General features: G+C 65.2%; 25 protein-coding genes and 1 pseudogene. 10 read left to right on the forward strand and 16 right to left on the reverse strand.

Annotated elements, in window-relative coordinates; genetic code table 11:
* Nucleotides 1–17: 17 nt before the first annotated feature.
* Both ACW9J6_RS29150 and ACW9J6_RS29155 read left to right on the forward strand, forming a co-directional pair.
* Nucleotides 18–305 (forward strand): hypothetical protein, encoded by a 288-nt coding sequence (locus ACW9J6_RS29150; RefSeq protein ID WP_457119846.1) that lies wholly within the window; start codon nt 18–20, stop codon nt 303–305.
* Nucleotides 306–318: 13 nt separating this feature from the next.
* A pseudogene (locus ACW9J6_RS29155) lies at nt 319–843 on the forward strand (GNAT family N-acetyltransferase).
* Nucleotides 844–1,255: 412 nt separating this feature from the next.
* On the opposite strand, the gene ACW9J6_RS29160 reads toward ACW9J6_RS29155, so the two are convergent.
* From ACW9J6_RS29160 to ACW9J6_RS29170, 3 genes are all read right to left on the reverse strand, one after another.
* The gene (locus tag ACW9J6_RS29160; protein WP_457119847.1) at nt 1,256–2,503 is read right to left on the reverse strand and encodes an extracellular catalytic domain type 1 short-chain-length polyhydroxyalkanoate depolymerase; all 1,248 of its coding nucleotides are present in this window, start codon (nt 2,501–2,503) and stop codon (nt 1,256–1,258) included.
* Between the two features lie 66 nt (nt 2,504–2,569).
* Nucleotides 2,570–2,989, reverse strand: a complete 420-nt coding sequence (locus ACW9J6_RS29165; protein WP_457119848.1) for a CopG family transcriptional regulator — start codon at nt 2,987–2,989, stop codon at nt 2,570–2,572.
* A 120-nt stretch (nt 2,990–3,109) separates the two neighbouring features.
* Nucleotides 3,110–3,973 (reverse strand): transglutaminase family protein, encoded by an 864-nt coding sequence (locus ACW9J6_RS29170; protein WP_457119849.1) that lies wholly within the window; start codon nt 3,971–3,973, stop codon nt 3,110–3,112.
* A 183-nt stretch (nt 3,974–4,156) separates the two neighbouring features.
* Between ACW9J6_RS29170 and ACW9J6_RS29175 the strand changes: the two genes are divergently transcribed.
* From ACW9J6_RS29175 to ACW9J6_RS29200, 6 genes are all read left to right on the forward strand, one after another.
* On the forward strand, nt 4,157–4,489 hold the full coding sequence (locus ACW9J6_RS29175; protein WP_457119850.1) for a hypothetical protein: 333 nt from the start codon (nt 4,157–4,159) through the stop codon (nt 4,487–4,489).
* Between the two features lie 14 nt (nt 4,490–4,503).
* Entirely contained in the window at nt 4,504–4,635 is a 132-nt protein-coding gene (locus ACW9J6_RS29180; protein WP_457119851.1) for a hypothetical protein, read from the forward strand.
* 319 nt (nt 4,636–4,954) lie between these two features.
* On the forward strand, nt 4,955–5,164 hold the full coding sequence (locus ACW9J6_RS29185; protein WP_457119852.1) for a cold-shock protein: 210 nt from the start codon (nt 4,955–4,957) through the stop codon (nt 5,162–5,164).
* A gap of 302 nt (nt 5,165–5,466) precedes the next feature.
* Complete coding sequence (locus ACW9J6_RS29190) at nt 5,467–5,829, forward strand: DUF6481 family protein (RefSeq protein ID WP_457119853.1); 363 nt, start codon at nt 5,467–5,469, stop codon at nt 5,827–5,829.
* Between the two features lie 63 nt (nt 5,830–5,892).
* Nucleotides 5,893–6,090, forward strand: a complete 198-nt coding sequence (locus ACW9J6_RS29195; RefSeq protein WP_457119854.1) for a hypothetical protein — start codon at nt 5,893–5,895, stop codon at nt 6,088–6,090.
* A gap of 92 nt (nt 6,091–6,182) precedes the next feature.
* Nucleotides 6,183–6,416, forward strand: a complete 234-nt coding sequence (locus ACW9J6_RS29200; RefSeq protein WP_457119855.1) for a hypothetical protein — start codon at nt 6,183–6,185, stop codon at nt 6,414–6,416.
* A 522-nt stretch (nt 6,417–6,938) separates the two neighbouring features.
* Here ACW9J6_RS29200 and ACW9J6_RS29205 read toward each other — a convergent pair.
* Together ACW9J6_RS29205 and ACW9J6_RS29210 are read right to left on the reverse strand one after the other, a co-directional pair.
* Nucleotides 6,939–7,427: a MucR family transcriptional regulator gene (locus ACW9J6_RS29205; protein ID WP_457119856.1), complete on the reverse strand. Its 489-nt coding sequence runs from the start codon at nt 7,425–7,427 to the stop codon at nt 6,939–6,941.
* Between the two features lie 115 nt (nt 7,428–7,542).
* Nucleotides 7,543–8,070, reverse strand: a complete 528-nt coding sequence (locus tag ACW9J6_RS29210) for a hypothetical protein (protein ID WP_457119857.1) — start codon at nt 8,068–8,070, stop codon at nt 7,543–7,545.
* 125 nt (nt 8,071–8,195) lie between these two features.
* Here ACW9J6_RS29210 and ACW9J6_RS29215 point away from each other — a divergent pair, with 125 nt between their 5' ends.
* Nucleotides 8,196–9,077: a cobalamin B12-binding domain-containing protein gene (locus ACW9J6_RS29215; RefSeq protein WP_457119858.1), complete on the forward strand. Its 882-nt coding sequence runs from the start codon at nt 8,196–8,198 to the stop codon at nt 9,075–9,077.
* Between the two features lie 185 nt (nt 9,078–9,262).
* Here ACW9J6_RS29215 and ACW9J6_RS29220 read toward each other — a convergent pair whose 3' ends face one another.
* The 6 genes from ACW9J6_RS29220 to ACW9J6_RS29245 all read right to left on the reverse strand — a co-directional run bounded on the left by ACW9J6_RS29220 (nt 9,263) and on the right by ACW9J6_RS29245 (nt 12,847).
* A complete protein-coding gene (locus ACW9J6_RS29220; RefSeq protein WP_457119859.1) occupies nt 9,263–10,291 on the reverse strand; it encodes a site-specific integrase in 1,029 nt (342 codons plus the stop codon).
* Between the two features lie 60 nt (nt 10,292–10,351).
* Nucleotides 10,352–10,504 (reverse strand): hypothetical protein, encoded by a 153-nt coding sequence (locus tag ACW9J6_RS29225; RefSeq protein ID WP_457119860.1) that lies wholly within the window; start codon nt 10,502–10,504, stop codon nt 10,352–10,354.
* Nucleotides 10,501–11,241 (reverse strand): lysophospholipid acyltransferase family protein, encoded by a 741-nt coding sequence (locus ACW9J6_RS29230; RefSeq protein WP_457119861.1) that lies wholly within the window; start codon nt 11,239–11,241, stop codon nt 10,501–10,503. The genes ACW9J6_RS29225 and ACW9J6_RS29230 overlap by 4 nt, the downstream gene beginning before the upstream one ends.
* A gap of 412 nt (nt 11,242–11,653) precedes the next feature.
* Nucleotides 11,654–11,887 (reverse strand): hypothetical protein, encoded by a 234-nt coding sequence (locus ACW9J6_RS29235; RefSeq protein ID WP_457119862.1) that lies wholly within the window; start codon nt 11,885–11,887, stop codon nt 11,654–11,656.
* A gap of 32 nt (nt 11,888–11,919) precedes the next feature.
* Nucleotides 11,920–12,357, reverse strand: a complete 438-nt coding sequence (locus ACW9J6_RS29240) for a DUF5681 domain-containing protein (RefSeq protein ID WP_457119863.1) — start codon at nt 12,355–12,357, stop codon at nt 11,920–11,922.
* Between the two features lie 154 nt (nt 12,358–12,511).
* Complete coding sequence (locus ACW9J6_RS29245; RefSeq protein ID WP_457119864.1) at nt 12,512–12,847, reverse strand: hypothetical protein; 336 nt, start codon at nt 12,845–12,847, stop codon at nt 12,512–12,514.
* Here ACW9J6_RS29245 and ACW9J6_RS29250 point away from each other — a divergent pair.
* The gene (locus ACW9J6_RS29250; RefSeq protein ID WP_457119865.1) at nt 12,846–13,097 is read left to right on the forward strand and encodes a hypothetical protein; all 252 of its coding nucleotides are present in this window, start codon (nt 12,846–12,848) and stop codon (nt 13,095–13,097) included. The genes ACW9J6_RS29245 and ACW9J6_RS29250 overlap by 2 nt on opposite strands.
* 233 nt (nt 13,098–13,330) lie before the next feature.
* Here the strand turns inward: ACW9J6_RS29250 and ACW9J6_RS29255 are convergent, their stop codons facing one another.
* The 5 genes from ACW9J6_RS29255 to ACW9J6_RS29275 all read right to left on the reverse strand — a co-directional run bounded on the left by ACW9J6_RS29255 (nt 13,331) and on the right by ACW9J6_RS29275 (nt 17,095).
* A complete protein-coding gene (locus tag ACW9J6_RS29255) occupies nt 13,331–14,788 on the reverse strand; it encodes a phage/plasmid primase, P4 family (protein WP_457119866.1) in 1,458 nt (485 codons plus the stop codon).
* Nucleotides 14,785–14,985 carry a hypothetical protein gene (locus ACW9J6_RS29260; protein ID WP_457119867.1) on the reverse strand — a complete coding sequence of 67 codons (201 nt, stop codon included), beginning with the start codon at nt 14,983–14,985 and terminating at the stop codon, nt 14,785–14,787. Before ACW9J6_RS29260 ends, ACW9J6_RS29255 begins: the two co-directional genes overlap by 4 nt.
* A gap of 80 nt (nt 14,986–15,065) precedes the next feature.
* Nucleotides 15,066–15,389 (reverse strand): hypothetical protein, encoded by a 324-nt coding sequence (locus tag ACW9J6_RS29265; protein WP_457119868.1) that lies wholly within the window; start codon nt 15,387–15,389, stop codon nt 15,066–15,068.
* A gap of 203 nt (nt 15,390–15,592) precedes the next feature.
* A complete protein-coding gene (locus ACW9J6_RS29270; protein ID WP_457119869.1) occupies nt 15,593–15,886 on the reverse strand; it encodes a hypothetical protein in 294 nt (97 codons plus the stop codon).
* 262 nt (nt 15,887–16,148) lie between these two features.
* Nucleotides 16,149–17,095 (reverse strand): IS630 family transposase gene (locus ACW9J6_RS29275; RefSeq protein ID WP_457116050.1). Its coding sequence is split into 2 segments (ribosomal slippage): nt 16,149–16,756 and nt 16,756–17,095, totalling 948 coding nucleotides; the frame shifts between segments, so codons are not numbered across the junction.
* Nucleotides 17,096–17,205 lie beyond the last annotated feature (110 nt).

The raw sequence follows: 17,205 nt of genomic DNA on the forward strand, positions 1-17,205 counted from the left end.
TGCCGGATTGCTACACGATGGAGCAGGAGGGCCTCATGGTGCGGCTTGTCGGTTTCATGATGTCGACATCGTTTGTGACGTTTGCGAGCGCCACGCTGGCACTGGCTTGCGGATCTGGCCCGTCCACCGTGATTCGCAACGGCAAGCCGTACCAAGTGTACCTGCGCTGCGGCCCGCCGCACCCTCCACTCCCTCCCGAGGAGAAGCAGGTGCGTGCCAAGCAGTTGAAGTACCCGCCGGCGCCGAAGCTCTCCATCATGGAAGATGCCGGCCCGCGTAGGCACCAGCACCGTTCGACAGAGTGAGGGACTGAAGATCATGGATCTTGCAAGCTCCTCTGGTCCGCGGGCTGAAGGCGCCATACCGCAGCTTGTGACGGAACGGCTGCTTCTGCGGCCTCTTTCGATGTCCGACGCGACGGCCACTCAAGATCTGTTCCCGAACTGGGAGACAGTCAGGTTCTTGAGTTCCAAGGTGCCCTGGCCTTACCCGGGCGACGGCGCCCTGCAGTTCATTCGCGACGTGGCTGTGCCGGCGATGGCAGTGGGGCGCGAATGGCACTGGTCGATCAGGCTCCGGGAAGAACCGGAGCGCCTCATCGGCGCGGTGAGCCTCATGGACAAGACAAACTGCAACCGTGCGTTCTAGCTTGCTCCCCTATGGAGAGGGCGAGGGTTCATGCTGGAAGCATCCAACGCTGCCACAGAGTTTTGGTTTGCTCATCTCGGTCGTCCGCTGCTTCGTGAACCAAAGGCCATTGTTAATGAAGCATCCCGTCAGCTGTCGCGTCGCATCGGAATGCGGGTCGTGCAGGTCGGAGAGCAGAATTTTGTGAGCGGGTGACTAGAAGTCGAAGTTTGGGAGATCACACGGACGGAGTGGCTCCTTTACCGTGCAGGTGGTCGCGAGAGGGTCGGCACGGCGGGGAACAAGACCCGCATCGCCGGCTGATGGCCCACGCAAACGCCCCGGCAGCAGCTGGGCCTTAGCTGACCTGCAGGCCGCCGAGCGTGTAGCCGCTCCTCGTTCTGCTCCACGTGAATGACTTGGGTGGTTGCGAAACGCCACAAGCCGCATGATGCCAGACGCCTCCTTTCTGCTCGCGGTCACTACCATGTACACCGCCGATCTTCGGCTGAGGTTGGGAGCCGTGAAGGACCCGATGACCCCCAAGCAGAAGGCCTGGCACGGTCAGCCGCTGAAGGTCCTCCTGCACGATCCGGCGGGTTTCCCTAAAATTGTCCTGCACGAGCATCTAGCAGGATCCTCGGGCGTGACCCAAGAAGAAGCGCATCATCTCTCGACTGGCATCGGGACCGCGCGGGTCGGTGTACGAGCCGCTCGCGCTGCCACCGGACCAAGCATGGCCGCCGCCGTGCAACACCCACTGTTCCAGGATCCCTCGCCCGGCACCATCGGAATAGACCGTGCGCGTGTAGGTCATGCCCCCTGGCGTCTCGCCGCGCATCACGGCTTCGGCCAGTGTCGTGTCCGATTTTGCCTGGGCGATGACATGGTCCCCGTTGACCGGATTGACCGTCCGATCGCCGTCGCCGTGGAATACGATGGTCGGCACTGCCGGCCCGTCCCGCCTCGGCTGAACCGCACCGCCTCCGCTCATCGCGGCGAAGGCCGACGGCATGTCCTTCGCGGCACCACAGGCCAGCCCCGAGTGCACGCCGACCGCCGCGAACAGGTCGGGATAGGTCGCGGCCATGATCGCCGCAGCCGCACCGCCTGCTGACAGACCAGCCACGTAGACCCGGGTGGGATCGGCCGAAAACTCCTCCACGACAGCCGTCGCGATGCCGGCGATCAAGGAGGGCTCCCCCCGTTCGCGCGTCTGGTCCGCGGTGTTGAACCAGTTCCAGCACTTCTGCATGTTCGCGGACTGGGGCTGACGGGGATAGGCGACCAGGAAGGTTTGCTCCTCAGCTAGGTCGTTCATCCGTGTGCCGGCGGCGAAGTCGTCTGGGTTCTGGGTGCAGCCGTGCAGCATGACCACCACCGGGAGTGCCTGACCGGTGTAGCCGCTCGGAACGAACACCTTGTAGGTTCGGCTGCCGGCGGCATTCACGAAGCTCCGCTCCTCGAACCGAGCGCCCTCCGGCACGGGTACCGCGGTCGGACGTCCGGATCCGAGGCCCTCCCCCAGGCCGGAGAAGGCCCGCGGTTTGGCGAGGCGATCGCGCAATGCCCGCATGGTCTCGGAAAGGTCGGGAAAGCCTCTCGGCTGGTCGGCGCGCGCAAACCCGTCAGCCGGCTGCCCCTCCGCCTCGCCCGGGGCCGTCCAGGCGCCCTCCGGTCCTGCGGGAGCCACCATGTCGATGGTCGGCCAGGAGCGCTCGGCAGTCCAACCGCGCCTCGCCGCCTTCCACTCCGGCACATCGTTGCCCGTGCGTGGCGCCGTGCGACCCTGGAGCAGCGCCATGGCCTCCGCAAGCTTGCCTGCCTGGGTGAGGCGGGTCACCTCGGCCATGTCGATATTGGCGAGATTGTTCATGGTCATGATCCTGCGATGCCCCGAGCAGGCGAGAGCGCCAGCCCAGGGGCGGTATGGCGTGAGGTGTCAGGTGATCCGGTCGGCGAGCGCGGCTTTGACCGCAGCGCTCGCGTGGAAGGCGCCGAGCACCTGGACCGAGGCGATGGCCGCGCGAGCAAGGTCGGGCGTGACATCAGCGGCGATGCTGGCGAGGCCGAGAACCTGGATGTGAAGCGGTGATCCGGCAGTGCGGGCCGCTTCCAGATCACGCTTGGAGAAATGCGCCAGCCCGAGGCTGAGCTGCCGGCGCGCCACGGAATGGCGGATCGCCTCTTCCTGGCGATCGAGCTGGTTGCGCACCGCGGTGCGGATGAAGTCCGCGCGGTTGGCGTAGAAGCCGTCACGCACCATGAGGTCGATGCGCCCGAGATCGACGAAGCCGAGGTTGATCGTGATTTTCTCGCTGTCGGGCATCTTCGGCCGCAGCTCGTGCACGTCGCCCGGCATGTGCCCGTCCTCCTCTAACCATCCAATTGGATGGTCAGTAGATGGTGAGCAGCATCCTCGCTGGCAAGGGACGCCGGCCTGTTCGTTCGTCCGGCCCTCTCGAGCTGTCGGGGGGATTGCTCATCGTGAGGTGACGCTGACCTCGACGCTCATACTTTGGAACGCACCGGTCGCGCCGAGGAAGCTGCCGGACACTGGCACGACCTGCCGTATGTCGCGGGCCACAGCGACTGGGATCAGGTTCGCACCGCCCATGCTGCGGTTGGTCGGGTCGAACGTGATCCAGCCCGCGCCCGGCACGTATACTTCGCCCCAGGCGTGCGTCGAACCGGCATCGGCGGAACCCACCAAGGTCCGGGTCGGATCATGGAGATAGCCGGAGACGATCCGCGCACCGAAGCCGAGGCTGCGCACGGCTTCGACGAACAGGGTCGCGAGATCCCGGCACGACCCCTGGGCGGATAACAGGGTATGGCTGGGCGACTGGGTGCCCTCATCCTCGCGAGCTTGATAGGCGGTGCTTCGGGCGACGCCGGCACTCAGGTCCTGCAGCAGCGACAGGGTGTCGGTCGGATTGCTCGCGACGAAGCCCTGTGCCCAGGCTCTCAGCTCGCCCTCGTCAGGGTGTTGCTGCACCGTGAGGAGGCCGAGGTCGCCCCATTCGTCGTCGGAGTACCGGAAGGGATAGGAGGCGGCGGAGGCCGTGATCGGGAAGACCGGGTAGGCTGCCGCTGAAAGCGCGACCCGCGAGACGCTCTCGATCACGAGAGTATCCGACGCTTGGCTGAACGTGGCCGTCGCCACGGCATTGCCGAACACGTCGTTGGACCAGCTCAGCGTGGCCTCGGGCATCGCGGTGATGCTGCTGGTCACCAAGCGCACGTCGCGGCCCTCACGAGGCCGCAGCATCAGCCGATGAGGCCCAAGGGCCACGGAATGACCGTACCGATAAACGGTCCGGTGCTGGATGTGCAGGTCGACCATCGCGTGCTCCTCGCGCCGACGAAACAGCACCGATGCTCTGGCTGTGAGCCTCGCCCGGTTGCTTTCCGCTCGAATGTTTGGCCCCGACGATCGTCGAAGCTGCGGCTCGGGGCGCCTCCGATTTAACGGACACGGACGAGGAAAGCTGTCATGGTGCTCGCGTAAGGATAGAAGGTTGGCCGGATGACGGACCGCTCGATCGAACTGGACGAGCGGCGCGGGATGGCCGCTCAGAAGGCCACGACGCTCCGCCGTGGGCGAGCCGCCGTGAGAGCGCAACATGCGGACTTTGTCGCGCGCCAGCACGATCTCGAAGCCAACCTGTTCGCCGCGCGAGCCGCGACGTGGCCGGAAGCGGCTGAGAAGGCCCGATACCTGCTGGAGCGGTTCACTGCCTTGCCGTCCTGCGACGATCCTCGTTTGAAGAGCATGGTGGCTGCCGTGCTTGCTGATTTCACGCGCCTGTCGGAGCCGGTCACGCCTGACGGACGAGACGTGAAAGCCCCCGACGTCTGACCACGGAGGTCCTCATGAGTGGCGATCGCACGCGCGGAAACCGCGAAGCCAAGAAGCCGAAGAAGGAGAAGCCGAAGACCATCGCGGCTGCTCCGAGCACCAAGGGCCAGACGGTCACAACCGCTAAGGCTGGCGGCAAACACTGACGCCTGCACGGGGTGCGCGTGCTGCACCTGGGCCGGGCGGACCGCCGGAGTTGGAGTGCCCGCTCAAGGCCCTACGAACATGCATTCGGTCGCGACCGGAGCAAGGCAGCGAGGGCAGTTCGCCTAGATGCCTTGCTATTGGAACTGAAGCGGCCCATAATAGACAGATCGATCTTTGGCCGGACTTCCGGGCCTCGTCGCCCCGCTGAGCGGGGCGCGCGCTCAGACACTCTCCCAAATTCTATCGATAATCCGAGCCTTGGCGCTGCTGATCGCGTGCCAAGCTCACGCCCACACTTGCGAAAATATGGATACGACGATGAGCATCGGCACCGTGAAGTGGTTCAACGGCCAGAAGGGCTTCGGTTTCATTCAGCCGGAGGATGGCAGCAAGGACGTATTCGTTCACATCTCGGCCGTCGAGCGGTCGGGCATGCACAGCCTCGCCGAGGGCCAGAAGCTCTCCTACGAGCTGGAAACTGACCGCCGCAGCGGCAAGCAGTCGGCAGGCAATCTCCGCGCGGCGTAGCCCGCTCTACCAAGGTGCGGGTCTCCCACCCGCACCGCTTACTCCCCCGAGCAGCCCGAATTCTACTGGATACCTAAGTGAATTTTACATTTATTAGCACTACTGATTGCCAACCGACGTTGAACGATACTGAGACCTTCCAAGTTGAGCGGATTTGGAAGCAGCGGGCGGATGAACGCCTCGATGTCAGTCATCTCATCGATCGTACCTACCGCTACCATTCGGTGCGTGAGCTGCGCTGGCACCTCGCCGACCGGTTCTCAAGCCCCGTCCGCTCCCTCAGCCTGAGCCGGGCCTGATCGATGGCCGGGTTCAAGGAAGCCCAATTCGACGAACGACTGAAGTCCTCCGCCGATGCCCGGCGCGCCATGCTGGTGCGCTCCCAAACACGAAGCCCTGCGGAGGACGATGCGCTCGCGGCCCGGCGCGCCGAGCGTCAGGCGGTTGCCGAGGCGCGTACCACGCGGCTGGCCGAGCGGGAGGTCGCCCGGCAAGTGGAAGCAGCCCGCCTGCGGGCCGAGCAGGCCGCGATGCGCGAGCAGGTAGCAGCGGATCGGGTGCGTGACGCCGCCGAGGCGTCAGCCCACGCGTCGAAGCTTCAGGCCGACCAGAAAGCAGCGCGGGACGCGCGGTATGCGGCGCGCAAGGCGCGTAAGCGCGGCTGAGCAGAAGTCACAAGTCGCTTGAGCGCGGCACACCATTCGCCCACCTGTCAGGAGTACTCGTCCATGTCGCACAAACTGAAACTGCATCAGCACGTGAAGATGCTCCAGGCCGGCTTCTCGGACAACCTGGCGAGTAGCGGCGAGGTATTCGAGATCGTGCGGCTGATGCCGCTGGATCGCGGCGGGGAAGCCACCTACCGGATCCGCTCCCGCATGGGTGAGCGGGCAGTGCGGGAGAGCGAGATCGCACCCGCCCGGTGAGTGCAGGTTGCGCTCACCACCACCGATCCGGGCATGCCCTTGTGTCCGGCCGCGGGTGTTCGACCGGGCGAACCTGAAGAGAGAGGCCGGACATGGCCAAGAGCCCCGTCACCGGCGCAGCGCGCAGCCCCTCGAACGAGGAGTTCAAGGAGCGCGTGGCGCGGCTCGCCCCCTCGCCCGGCAAGCCGGCGAGCGCTCTCCGCTCTTCCCGAGGCAAGGCGGCTTACAAGCCCCAGCGCTCGGAGAGGTCGGCGGAGGGGACCTCCGGCGACAATGCGGCCGCCGGCTCAGGGGCGGCTGGCGATGAGCGCGACAGGGAGAACTGAGGTCGGCCGGTAGCTCACAGCCGGCCGCTGCGGCGCTCTCCCTGATCGCTGACCCACCTATGCCCAGGTTCAGGGTGCCGACGCGCCGATGCACACGTTCAGGATCACGATCCTCACCCCCGCGGGAAGGCTCTCGCTCCGGCGCGACAGTGCTGGAGCAGCGATCGCGAACGCACGTGCTCTGGAAAGAGAAGGAGTGGGTGAGGTGTTCATCACCCCACCCGGCGGACAGCCGATGTCGCTGAAGGACTTCGTCGCATCCGCGGCGGACACTCAGCCCCCGCTCACTGCCCCTGAGAACGCTCGTTCCTGAATGCGCCCCGTTATGCCCCGCGCGGCGTGAGCGAGGCTCACGGTCCATCTTTCCCGCTCACCACCCTCGTGACAATGGTCGCGATCACGGCCGCGAAGGCCGTGGCTACGATGGCCAGGGCAGGGTCGTTGGGTATCTTGAACACCCACACGACGAACGTTGCTGCAGCCCAAAGGACGGCCCGGAGATGGGCCGCCCAGTTGGCCCTTTCAGGCGTCGGCCTTCCGCCGCCGCCCGCGGCTTCTCGTCGGTTCGGCCATGATCTTAGCAGCCCCGGCGGTCCGCTTCACTCCCACCCGATTGGGTCGGATCTGGCCGAGCCCAAGGTTCTTGGCGAGTTTGGGGCGCGCGGCGGCGTAGCTCGGAGCCACCATCGGGTAATCCGACGGCAGGCCCCACTTCTTGCCGTAGTCGTCGGGCGTGAGGCCGCGCCCTGACAGGTGCCGCTTGAGTGCCTTGTAGGGCTTGCCGTCCTCAAGGCTGATGATCGCGTCCGGCGTGACGCTCTTCTTGATCGGGACTGCCGGTGTCAGCTTAACCGGCTCCGGCTCGGCCGGCTTTCCGAGAGCGCCAAGAGCCTGATGGACGCTCTGGATCAGCGCCGGCAACTGGCTCATGGGCACGTTGTTGTGCGACACGAGCGCCGAGATGATGTCGCTGACCAGCTCAATTGGTGGCGTTGCTAATTCTTCGTTCATAGATGTTCTCTGATATCAATTAATAGAAACTCGTATCTTAACCGCTGGCGGGTCAACTCGCGAAGATCAAGAAAGTTGGAAGAAAAAGGATTAATCCGCGACGATCGGCAGCTTCTCAAGGGGAATACGACCAGCGAAACAGGTCGCGCATGGCCTTGCGGCTGAACAGGCTGAGCCAGCGCCGCCGATGCTCGGGCCGGTCGTGGAGCATGTGGCAGCGCTGGCTTAAGGTGGAGAGGTTCTCGTCCGAGTTGTCGGCGGTGTCGTGGTTGCGGTGCGCCGCCGCCAGCATCACCCGGGTCGTGCGAACCTCCGCCAGCAGGTTCACGGCCGGAGAGCGCCGCAGAGGTCGTCCCCGGCCGTTCCGCCACGTGCTAGAGCAGGATCCGATCACGTTGCAATCGGGTACCACTCTAGGTCTTTGGTTTTTAAGCGTTTTCTGCGACGAACCGGTATCCACTTCGTCGGAAAATGCTCTAGCCTCCGCGTCCCACCAGCGCCCGTCCGAGAGGCACACGACCCGCTGCAGGTGCGGCCGGCCGCAGCCCTCGCAGCGCCCGCCCGCGCGCCGGAAGCGGATCACCGCCGAGAGCTGGGGCCAGTCGATCAGGTAGAAGCCCCGGTGCTCGCGTCGAATGGGCATCCATTCAACTACCCCCGAGGTGCCTTTACAGGGCCAACGTTTGCGGCTTTCCTGTCAATAAGGTTGGCCGAGACGCGGTCGGCAACCAGCAGGGATCTAACCCTGGAGCCATGCAAGGGGAGGCAATGCTGGGCCTGGAGCCGCTCCACCATGAGTGGACCGACCTGCTGAAAGCCGAATTGGCTCAAGCTGCCGAAGCCCGGGAAGCTTACGCGCGGCGGCGGTCTGCCAATGAAGCGCGCGCGCGTGCCATTGCCCTCAGTCGCGTTGTTCAAGCTGAGATCATTCCGCGTCTGATAGTGCGGCACTGTACGGATCCGCAGCCATCAATTGATATTCTGCCAAAGCCAGATACTAAGCTGATCACAGAATTCACCGACCTCGTTCTTAAACAAGATGTAAAAAATCTTGTCGCAGCTTTCGCCGAACTGATCGACAAGGGCTACTCAGCTGATTGTCTGTTTCTCGACCTGCTCGCCCCCTCGGCGGCTTTGCTCGGACGGCTTTGGGACGACGATCTGTGCGACTTCGCGGAGGTAGCCGCAGGTCTTGCCCAGCTGCAGTTTCTGCTGGCGATGTTTCGCATGGACGGAGGCGTCACGCCGTTCAGCGACAAGCGTCGCATCCTCCTCATGGGCGCGCCCGATGAGCAGCACACGTTCGGCGTCGCCATCATCGAGCAGTTCATGCGAAAGGCCGGCTGGCATGTCGTGAGCGGTCTTAACTCCAGCCCGCGGCAGATCGCCGCGTTGGTGAGTTCACAGTGGTTTGCCGTGGTCGGCCTGACCCTCAGCCGTGTGACGCACCTCGATCAGTTGGCCACCGCGATCTGCGCCGTGCGCCGGGTATCCTGCAACCGCTCGATCGGCGTCATGGTGGGCGGGCCGGTCTTCCTTCAGCACCCCGAGTTCGTCGAGCGGGTCGGCGCTGATGCCTCCGCCGTGGACGCCCCGACGGCCGTTCTCCTGGCTCAGCGACTGCTCTTCGATGCGAGCGCTGGCCAGTAGCGTGCAGGCGAGGTCGCGGCACTCAACCTGTCGGACTTATCCTATTACCGCGGACGCAACTAAATTGCTTCACTCTTAAATATAGCCACGTAATAAATGCTGTGTGGCTCATTAGCTTGCACGATTTCTCCACGAGAGTGCTAAGCCAACGGGCATGTTCGGGCATGCACGAGAGTTGAAGTCGATCACCGTCGCTGGAGCCATGACCTGTGGCGCCTGCGGGATCTGGATCGACTGCATGCGATGTGGCCGGAGCATCTCGACGCCGATGAGCCGGTGGCCGGCGAGCATGCCGGTGTCGGCCCTAGCCCACTATCTCCGGTGCGATGACTGCGGCAGCCCTCGCGTAGAGACGTGGCCGGACTGGCGCGGACGGCGACCGCTATACGATGCTTAAGGCCATGGCCTTCCGCATGATCCACGACCCTGCAAAGCCAAGGCTCAGAGAAACCCTGTTCCCGAGACCCCTTGAACAGATTGGCCCGGCGGATGTAGCCGACTACCACTCTTGGATCCTTGTGCCCCGACTGCTCCATGATCCGGGCCATGTCCGCTCTGCGCTCCGCGGCCGTCGTGATGAACCCGGCCCGCAGGGAGTGTGCTCCGAACGACGACGTATCCAGCCCCGCAGCCGCGGCGTACTGCGTTAGGATCGCGGCGACGGACTGCGTCGGGAGGCGCGCAGGGTTAGCATCCCGCATCGTCATTCGAACCCGCCCCGACCGTGACACCGGCCGGAACACGGGTCCCGACGTGATGCCGCCTTCGTTCAGCCACTCGCGGACTAAAGCGACCGGCCGCACGAACCGGACATGAGGGATGACCTTCTCGAACCCCATGCCCTCCTGATCGGTCTTCGACCGGTGCACCGTTACCCGCGGGCCCTCGGGATCCTCCTGCAGATCCTCGACGTCGAGGGCGACCAGCTCACTCCGGCGGAACGCGCCCGCGAAACCGTGCGCCAGCAGCGCCCGATCGCGCTTGCCGGTGAGCGTCTGGGGCGTGTGCATCAGCAGGGCCGCGACCACGTCCACCGTTGCCGCGGCGTTGCGGGCGGGGGCCGCCCCGACCTTGCGCCTGATCCCCTTCATGGTGGCACGCACCACCTCGTCCTCGGTCGGATCCGGCGCCCTGACCAGCTTGCGCGCGTAGCGGATTGCGGCGAGCCGGCGCCTGATCGTGGAGACGGCGCGCCCTGCCTCCGCCTCGGCCACCAGGAAGGCCGCGCCCCCCTCGGGGCTGGCCGGCAGAGAGTGGAAGCCCTACTGGCGGCACTACGCGTCGAACGCTGCCACGTCGGTGCGGTAGGCCCGCTGCGTCGCCGGAGCCTTGGATGCGCGCTGATACGCCTGGACGAGGTCCGCGGCCTCGGCCGGCAAGCCGCCGCCATTAAAACTAGTTGGAAGGGTTTCAGACTTGAGCGTCATGACACCACAGCTTCTGGGATAACAGGACTGACGTGCCGCCAGCGGTTCAGCTCCTGATCGATCGCCCTCTCCGTGCCGGCCAGAAACTCACCGGCCGATAAGCCTGGACTGAGAGCGGCAAGGTAGCTCACGACTACAGTGCCAGCCTGTGCCGCAGAGCCGCCTGGCCAGAACAGCCCTGAATTCACCGCCACGGGAACAACCGGCAGCTCGAGCCTGCCGTAGAGCAGTTCCACGCCGCGTTTGAACCGCAGCGGATCGCTGATCGAGCCCCGCGTACCTTCGGGGAAGATCAGCACCGATCGACCGGCGGCCACGGCCTCCCGGCCCATATCAATCATCGTGCGCAAGGCCTGGGTGCCATTGGCTCGGTCGATGATGATCATCGGCGAACGTCGCAGGAACCAGCCAACCACCGGGATTGCGAGCAACTCGCGTTTGGCGACGATTGCGACGTCCGGGACCAGCACTAGGAAGGCCAGCGTTTCCCATGCTGACTGATGGTTGGCGACGATCAGGCAAGGTCGAGATGGGATGTGCTCACGACCTTCCTCAACGTAGTCCAGGCCAACGATGTGGCGCAGGCCCGCAAGGATGCCGCGCGCCCAGAGCCTCGTGGCAGCGCGGATCGGCCGAGGCGGCGCGCCGGCCAGAGCAAAGAACCCTAGCGGAACGAGGAACAAGGCTGTCCAGATAGCCCAGTACGCGTTGAACGAATGGGAGCGGATGCGTGTCACAAGATAGCCTCGGGTATGAACCGGAGTGGGTGACGGCTGCCGGTGCAGAGCGCCACGGAGAAAGCCTCTAGTTCGGGGGAATGGATCTTGTGGACGCGGGACGCAAGGCGGCATCGCGGCGGCAATTCCCTCGTATAGCCGAGGCTTCATTTCATTACCTCACTTGCGATCCGGCTCGCTCAAAATCATCGAGAAGGTCGGTTCCATACGCCGCGCTTATGCGAACCGCGCCGCTTAGGAGCGGCAGGTCCAGACCTGGTTCCGTAAGCTGCCCTTGCGCGAATCAACGGGAGTGCCCCGAGGCGATTGCCCACTTCGAACGGCTGCTGTCGGATGTCGAGCGGCCATTCCGGCGGCACGGGTCGAAGGTCTGGAAGTGGCGCATAGCCGACTGACCCTGAACTGCCACTCGTCACTTCCAGGGCGGCGGGGCACCTCGGAGCATCGCGTTCCAGTCGGCCGCGATGTCCTGAAGCGTCACCCGGGACCAGTAGACTACCGCCGCTGGGTCCGTCACATCCTCGTCGAGTGACTCCCGGTAGCGGCGGGCCGCCTCAGCCAGCTCCTCCGATGTCATCTCGACCGGCTCGGCCGTGCGGGCGGCCTCGAGTCGTTTCAAGCGCTGGGACAGGTGAGCGTTGCACATGGTGCTCTCCTCATGCGGGGTAGGGGGAGCCATCAACCTCGACCGCTCGTCTGCGCTGCACCGGCTTCCAGGGCGTCGAGGCGGGCCGCGAAGTCGCGGGTCTCGATCGCTCTGACGTGGACCTCGACGATTTTGCCGAGTTCGGCCGCTTCGGACGGCGTAAGGTCGCCGCGCGCCACGGCCTCCAGGAGCGCAGCGGTCGCCCTGGTCACGTCGGCGCTGCCCTCAATCGGCGGCAGGGCGAAGGGCACGGGGCGGTCCTTGCGGACGGGCAGCAGGCGGTCCAGGCACAGCCTCAAGGCCGTCGTATCCCCGCTGTTCGCAAGCTCGATCGCCGTGCGGGTCAGACCTTCCGCCTCACCGGCCAGCAAAGCTTCCATGGCGATCGTCGTCTTATGGCGCGCGCCCTTGGGGCGGCCGGCCGGGTTGCCGCTCTTGCCCTTTTGGAAACCTCGCCCGCGCTCAGTCATCACACGGCTCTATTCGGTTGGATGGCATAGGATGATCAGCTGGCCCGCTGAAACAACAATGCGGCAACAACGGTACGGTGGATTCGCTCCGTCGAACTGTTCATCCACCGGGTGGACGGATTGCTGCTTGGCACACGCATGTCTCGCGGACCGGTCAGACGCCGAGCCTCAAGGTGAAGCGGAGGCTCTGCGGCACGCGGTCGAGCACAGGGGCTGGCGGAGCGGTCTCCCGGAACGCCTCCGTCACGAGGTGGCCCGTCACGTCCCTGAGTGGCAGATCGTGAACGCCTCGGTTGCTCATGCCGCGAAGACGGCGAACGAACACGAAGTCCCCGGCCAGGATCACGTGCCCGCATCGGCGCAGGAACTCCACGTCGGCGCCGACGGGCAGGTCGCAGGGGCACTGGACGCTAAAGGTCAGGTACCGGCCAGTCGGCGCGGTCGGGCGAGCCTCCTCAAGGCGCTCCAGCCGGCTGGAGAGATTGTTCATGAATGACCTCGACCATTGTGCGAGCGGAAGCGATGCAAATGAAAGCGTCGCTCCACGATGCCCCCCGGAGTTCCGCAAGTACCGCGTGAGCGCTGCGCGGCATGCAATCGCGCGTTCCGAAAAACTTGCTGCCTGCGCCGCGAAAGCCATAAGCGAGCGTTCCGATAGCCTTATTGGCCAATCCCTGGACAAGATAGCACGCCGTCAACAGCAAGCCACTGATGTGAAAGGCTTCATTGTATTCCACTGAAGTTTTTTATTTGCCCTGCGTGGGCGAAGACATGATGATCGGGGCGCCGAGAGAGGAAAAATCGGCGGTTGGGGCGGTGCGTGGGCGCCACCTGCCGAGCAGCCGCTCCGCCTCCCGTCAGCCGTCGCATGGAACCGTCAGAGCATGACGCATGACGCTCTCTGACGCGTCATCGCTGTTAATCGCCCCACACGCACGCGCGTGTATGAGCGTGGAACGGCAATGACGCGTCATCATCCGTCATGCGTCATCCCTCCCCCATCGTATGGCTTCAGCCGGATCCCCCGAAAGCCTCGGCCGTACTCCGTCCGGTACGGAACGAGGCCCTTGCGTCGCAGGGCAGGGGTGAAACTCTTGAGAGTGCCGGGCACGTCGCCCGCGGCTCGCGCGTAGTCCGACCAGCTTTCGAACAAATCGGCGCTGCGCTCCCACACCCGAGTCTCTCCGGGTCGAAGTTCACATCTCTCAGCCAGCCACTGCCCCATCAGATCCTGCTCGGCGAAGTACGCCTCGGTGGCCTCCGTCACGCTCGCAGGCCGCACGAGACCATTCTGCTGCCAGTCGAGGCATCCCTCAATCATCCACCGCAGGATCGCCGGCCACTCGGCTTTCAGCTTGTGCTCAAGTTGCGTGTCGGGCCGCTCGGGCTTGCGGGTGAACGGCACGATGTTGAATCGGCGGCGGGCCGCATCGTCGACGTTGCGGAGCAGCGGCTGGTGGTTGCCGACGATCATCAGCTTGAACGTCGGCGTGAAGGTGAAGAAGTCCTGCCTCATGAATCGGGCGGTCACGGGGTCGCCGCCGGTGAGTTGCTTGATCTTCGCCTCGGCCCAGGCGCGATCCTCCTCCGTCTCGGAGGCGGTGACGAGACGGGCCCCGCGCAGCATCGCCATGTCGGTAGGGTGCTTGTCGCCCTTGGACGCCGTGAACGTGTCCATCGCGGCGATCTTCGCGTACTCGGCCAGGATGCCGGTGACCACGTTGAGGAAAACGCTCTTGCCGTTCCCCCCGGGGCCGTAGACGAACACGAGCGCGTGCTCGCTCACGGTGCCGGTCAGCGCGTAGCCGCACCACTGCCGCAGGAAGCGGATCAGACCCTCATCGCCGCCCGTAGCCTGCGAAAGGAAGGCGAGCCACAGAGGGCAGTCCGGCAGGCGTGCCGGGGCGACGGCCGTGAGCTTCGTGATCCGCTCGGCTTGAAGCGCCTCTCGCAGGACGCCCGTGCGCAGGTCCACCGTGCCGCCGGGCGTGCCGAGCAGCCAGGGATCCGCATCCCACGCCTCGGCGGTGACGGCGAATGCCGGATCGGAGCGGGCGAACCGCTCCACACCGGCCGCGAAGCTCGTCTTGCTGGCCTTGAAGCGGAAATCGGCGTCCTCGTTCACGATCAGCCGCCGCACCAGCTCGCGCGCCCACTGAAAGGCCATGCCGACGCGGTTCTGGCGCCATGCCACGCCGGTCCACTCGAACCACGCGCCGGTGTCGTGGCAGAACCGCAGCCGGTCGCCGTAGAGTTCGGCGAACTCGCAGGCGGCGCTATCCTCCGTGACGATGTCGTTGCGAGTAGGAGCGGCTTTCGAGCGCCGCTTCTTCGGCTTCGCCTCTGCCCCGCCGTCTCCATAGGGCGGCCACTCCGGCTGCGGGCCGAGGTTGAGATCCATCTCGTCGAAGGCGTCCCGATCATCCGTCATCGGAACTCCTCCAAGGCCTCCGCCGCGGGCCCGCCACCACGGCGCTCGGTGTCTCGGCGCTTGGCCTCGCGCAGCATGGCCAGGAGCCCCGTGGCCTGCCGGAGTGCGGCGACGGCGCGCCGCGTCGAGTAGTCGAGGCCGGCATCGTCGAGTGCCGCAGCGTAGTCGGCCCCCATGCCGGCGTAGAACTCGACCATGCTGAGGCATTCAGCGGCGCACGCGCGGACCATCTCCGCGCTGCCGTGGCTGATGTGGTCAGTGTTGCGGGGGGAGGCGCTCATTCGGCGGCTCCCCGCTCACGATTCCAAGCGTAGTTCTGTAAACGCCGCTGGAACTCGCGGCACCAGTCGATCGCATCGACGCTCGGCCACGAACCGGCGTTCAGGCCGAATCCTGAGTACGGCGCGTCCGGATGCAGGGTGGGCGCCCGGCGTCGACACTCACCGGTCGGCCGCCGGCCGATCAGATGTCCGGCTTGGTCGGACACCAGGACGGTGTCGATCGGTGCAAAGGCCTCGCAGTTGCTGCAGACGCGGTCACGCGTCGGCGGGGTCAGCACGGGAAGGCGCTCTATCGAGTCGCGGTCGGTAGAGGCGCTCATGCGCGCCTCCCGTTCCAGCCCTCTGCGAGCGCGAAGACGAGCTCGGCGTAGAGCCGGGCGCGTTCGGGCGGCAGACCAAACCGCGAGGCGAGGTACTGCTCTTGCAGGATCGGAGCGCTTGGCGCATATCTCTCGGTGCTGACTTGCCGGAAAGCATTCGAGAGACCCGCCGTCGCCCCGCGATGAGCGGGTTTCTTCATGGCTCAAGCAGACTCCTTCGCCAGTGCCGCCTGTGCGGCCGGTCGCAGCGCTTCGGGGAGTGGGTTCTCTCGAATGTCCCGGCGCCAGTCGTCCTCGTCCTCGGGGAAGATCAGGACGCGACGGCCGACGTGCGTCATTCTCGGCGCACGCCCGATCGCCTTGAGGTAGTAGAGCGAGCTCTTGCCGATGTTATTTCGGTGACAGAATCCCGTGATCGACGGGTCGAGACCTATGTCGTGCCTTGTATCTTTCGGCGCATAGCCGACCGCAGCCGCAACAGCGGTTTCGGTCTGCATGCGAACACTTTTGCGAGGCATGGGCCAACTCCGCAAATCCACGGGAACCGTGGTGGAGTGAGCATGTCTCGCCCTGAGGATGGGCGGGAGCCCCGAACTAGCTCATGTGCTTATTCGTTCAGGCCTGCGGCGACTCGCTGGCCTTAACCGGCCGCTTCTCAGTCCTGAGATTTTTGCACCACTCTGAAACTTTTTTTGTAAATGGCTTGATATCTCTCTCTAGAGCGTTTGCCGTTCAGTTAGAAATAGCTTGGCTTGCGGCTCAGTCGGCATCGTAGCCCGACGCAGCGATGATGCGGCCGCACTCCCGTGGCTTGAAGCAGCGCAGGATGCGCTGGACGGCCCGATACAGAGCCTCCTCGCTGCGCGCTGCCGCCTTGCGCAGCAGCGCCTTGATCTTGGCAAACACCTGTTCGATCGGGTTGAAGTCTGGCGAGTAGGCGGGGACATACAGGATCCGCGCTCCCACCTCCGCGACTGCCTCGCGCACCCCCTCCACCTTGTGGGCCGACAGGTTGTCGAGGATCACCGTGTCGCCCGGGCGCAGGCTCGGCGCCAACTCCTCCTTCACGTAGGCCAGGAATGCGGCACCGGTCATCGCGCCGCGGCGCAGATGCGGGGCGACCAGCCCATCGCTGCGCAAGCCCAGCACCAGCGTCGTGCTCGCCCAATGCCCGTGCGGGGTCGCCATCCGGCATCGTTCGCCGCAGGGCGCTCGCCCGCGCAAACGCGCCATCTTGGTGTTGACCCCGGTCTCGTCCACGAACACCAGCCGCTCCGGATCCAGGTCGAGCTGGTCCTCAAACCACGCCTCGCGGACTTCCTTCACGTCTGGGAGTTGCTGCTCGGCGGCATGCGCTGTCTTTTTTTATATGTCAGGCCGTGCCGCGTGAGCAGGCGCGCGATCGCGCTGAGCGAGGTCTTGACCCCGCGCCGGGACAGACGACCCTTCAACTCGGCCAGCGTCAGGTCGGGCGTCCGCGCGACCTGGTCGAGCAGAACCGAGGCGTGCTCTTCGAGATCAGCCGAGCGACGGTCCCCGCCCATGGGGGCAGCTGCTAGCGAACCGTCGCAGCTCAACTGGGTGCGCCACCGGCTGGCACTGGCTGGGCTGACGCCGAACCGCTCGGCGACTTGCGAGCAGGACAAGCCCTGCTCCAGAGCAGCAACGACGCGACGACGAAGATCGACGGACAGGGCGGCAGGCACGGTTCCTCCTCGTGCACCTGAGGATTGATCTCCACCAGGTAACATCCACATAGGAGCGGGACCACGTCCAGCCAAGCGAAGCCATTTCTACCTGAACGATAAATGCTCTA

It is taken from the genome of Methylobacterium sp. JK268 (genome assembly GCF_054052225.1).

What these genes read in the sequence shown, in the direction of transcription:
- ACW9J6_RS29150 (WP_457119846.1), top strand. Translation starts at nt 18, where the DNA reads ATGGAGCAGGAGGGCCTCATGGTGCGGCTTGTCGGTTTCATGATGTCG.
- ACW9J6_RS29160 (WP_457119847.1), bottom strand. Translation starts at nt 2,503, where the DNA reads ATGAACAATCTCGCCAATATCGACATGGCCGAGGTGACCCGCCTCACC.
- ACW9J6_RS29165 (WP_457119848.1), bottom strand. Translation starts at nt 2,989, where the DNA reads ATGCCGGGCGACGTGCACGAGCTGCGGCCGAAGATGCCCGACAGCGAG.
- ACW9J6_RS29170 (WP_457119849.1), bottom strand. Translation starts at nt 3,973, where the DNA reads ATGGTCGACCTGCACATCCAGCACCGGACCGTTTATCGGTACGGTCAT.
- ACW9J6_RS29175 (WP_457119850.1), top strand. Translation starts at nt 4,157, where the DNA reads ATGACGGACCGCTCGATCGAACTGGACGAGCGGCGCGGGATGGCCGCT.
- ACW9J6_RS29180 (WP_457119851.1), top strand. Translation starts at nt 4,504, where the DNA reads ATGAGTGGCGATCGCACGCGCGGAAACCGCGAAGCCAAGAAGCCGAAG.
- ACW9J6_RS29185 (WP_457119852.1), top strand. Translation starts at nt 4,955, where the DNA reads ATGAGCATCGGCACCGTGAAGTGGTTCAACGGCCAGAAGGGCTTCGGT.
- ACW9J6_RS29190 (WP_457119853.1), top strand. Translation starts at nt 5,467, where the DNA reads ATGGCCGGGTTCAAGGAAGCCCAATTCGACGAACGACTGAAGTCCTCC.
- ACW9J6_RS29195 (WP_457119854.1), top strand. Translation starts at nt 5,893, where the DNA reads ATGTCGCACAAACTGAAACTGCATCAGCACGTGAAGATGCTCCAGGCC.
- ACW9J6_RS29200 (WP_457119855.1), top strand. Translation starts at nt 6,183, where the DNA reads ATGGCCAAGAGCCCCGTCACCGGCGCAGCGCGCAGCCCCTCGAACGAG.
- ACW9J6_RS29205 (WP_457119856.1), bottom strand. Translation starts at nt 7,427, where the DNA reads ATGAACGAAGAATTAGCAACGCCACCAATTGAGCTGGTCAGCGACATC.
- ACW9J6_RS29210 (WP_457119857.1), bottom strand. Translation starts at nt 8,070, where the DNA reads ATGCCCATTCGACGCGAGCACCGGGGCTTCTACCTGATCGACTGGCCC.
- ACW9J6_RS29215 (WP_457119858.1), top strand. Translation starts at nt 8,196, where the DNA reads ATGCTGGGCCTGGAGCCGCTCCACCATGAGTGGACCGACCTGCTGAAA.
- ACW9J6_RS29225 (WP_457119860.1), bottom strand. Translation starts at nt 10,504, where the DNA reads ATGACGCTCAAGTCTGAAACCCTTCCAACTAGTTTTAATGGCGGCGGC.
- ACW9J6_RS29235 (WP_457119862.1), bottom strand. Translation starts at nt 11,887, where the DNA reads ATGTGCAACGCTCACCTGTCCCAGCGCTTGAAACGACTCGAGGCCGCC.
- ACW9J6_RS29240 (WP_457119863.1), bottom strand. Translation starts at nt 12,357, where the DNA reads ATGACTGAGCGCGGGCGAGGTTTCCAAAAGGGCAAGAGCGGCAACCCG.
- ACW9J6_RS29250 (WP_457119865.1), top strand. Translation starts at nt 12,846, where the DNA reads ATGAATGACCTCGACCATTGTGCGAGCGGAAGCGATGCAAATGAAAGC.
- ACW9J6_RS29245 (WP_457119864.1), bottom strand. Translation starts at nt 12,847, where the DNA reads ATGAACAATCTCTCCAGCCGGCTGGAGCGCCTTGAGGAGGCTCGCCCG.
- ACW9J6_RS29255 (WP_457119866.1), bottom strand. Translation starts at nt 14,788, where the DNA reads ATGACGGATGATCGGGACGCCTTCGACGAGATGGATCTCAACCTCGGC.
- ACW9J6_RS29260 (WP_457119867.1), bottom strand. Translation starts at nt 14,985, where the DNA reads ATGGTCGAGTTCTACGCCGGCATGGGGGCCGACTACGCTGCGGCACTC.
- ACW9J6_RS29265 (WP_457119868.1), bottom strand. Translation starts at nt 15,389, where the DNA reads ATGAGCGCCTCTACCGACCGCGACTCGATAGAGCGCCTTCCCGTGCTG.
- ACW9J6_RS29270 (WP_457119869.1), bottom strand. Translation starts at nt 15,886, where the DNA reads ATGCAGACCGAAACCGCTGTTGCGGCTGCGGTCGGCTATGCGCCGAAA.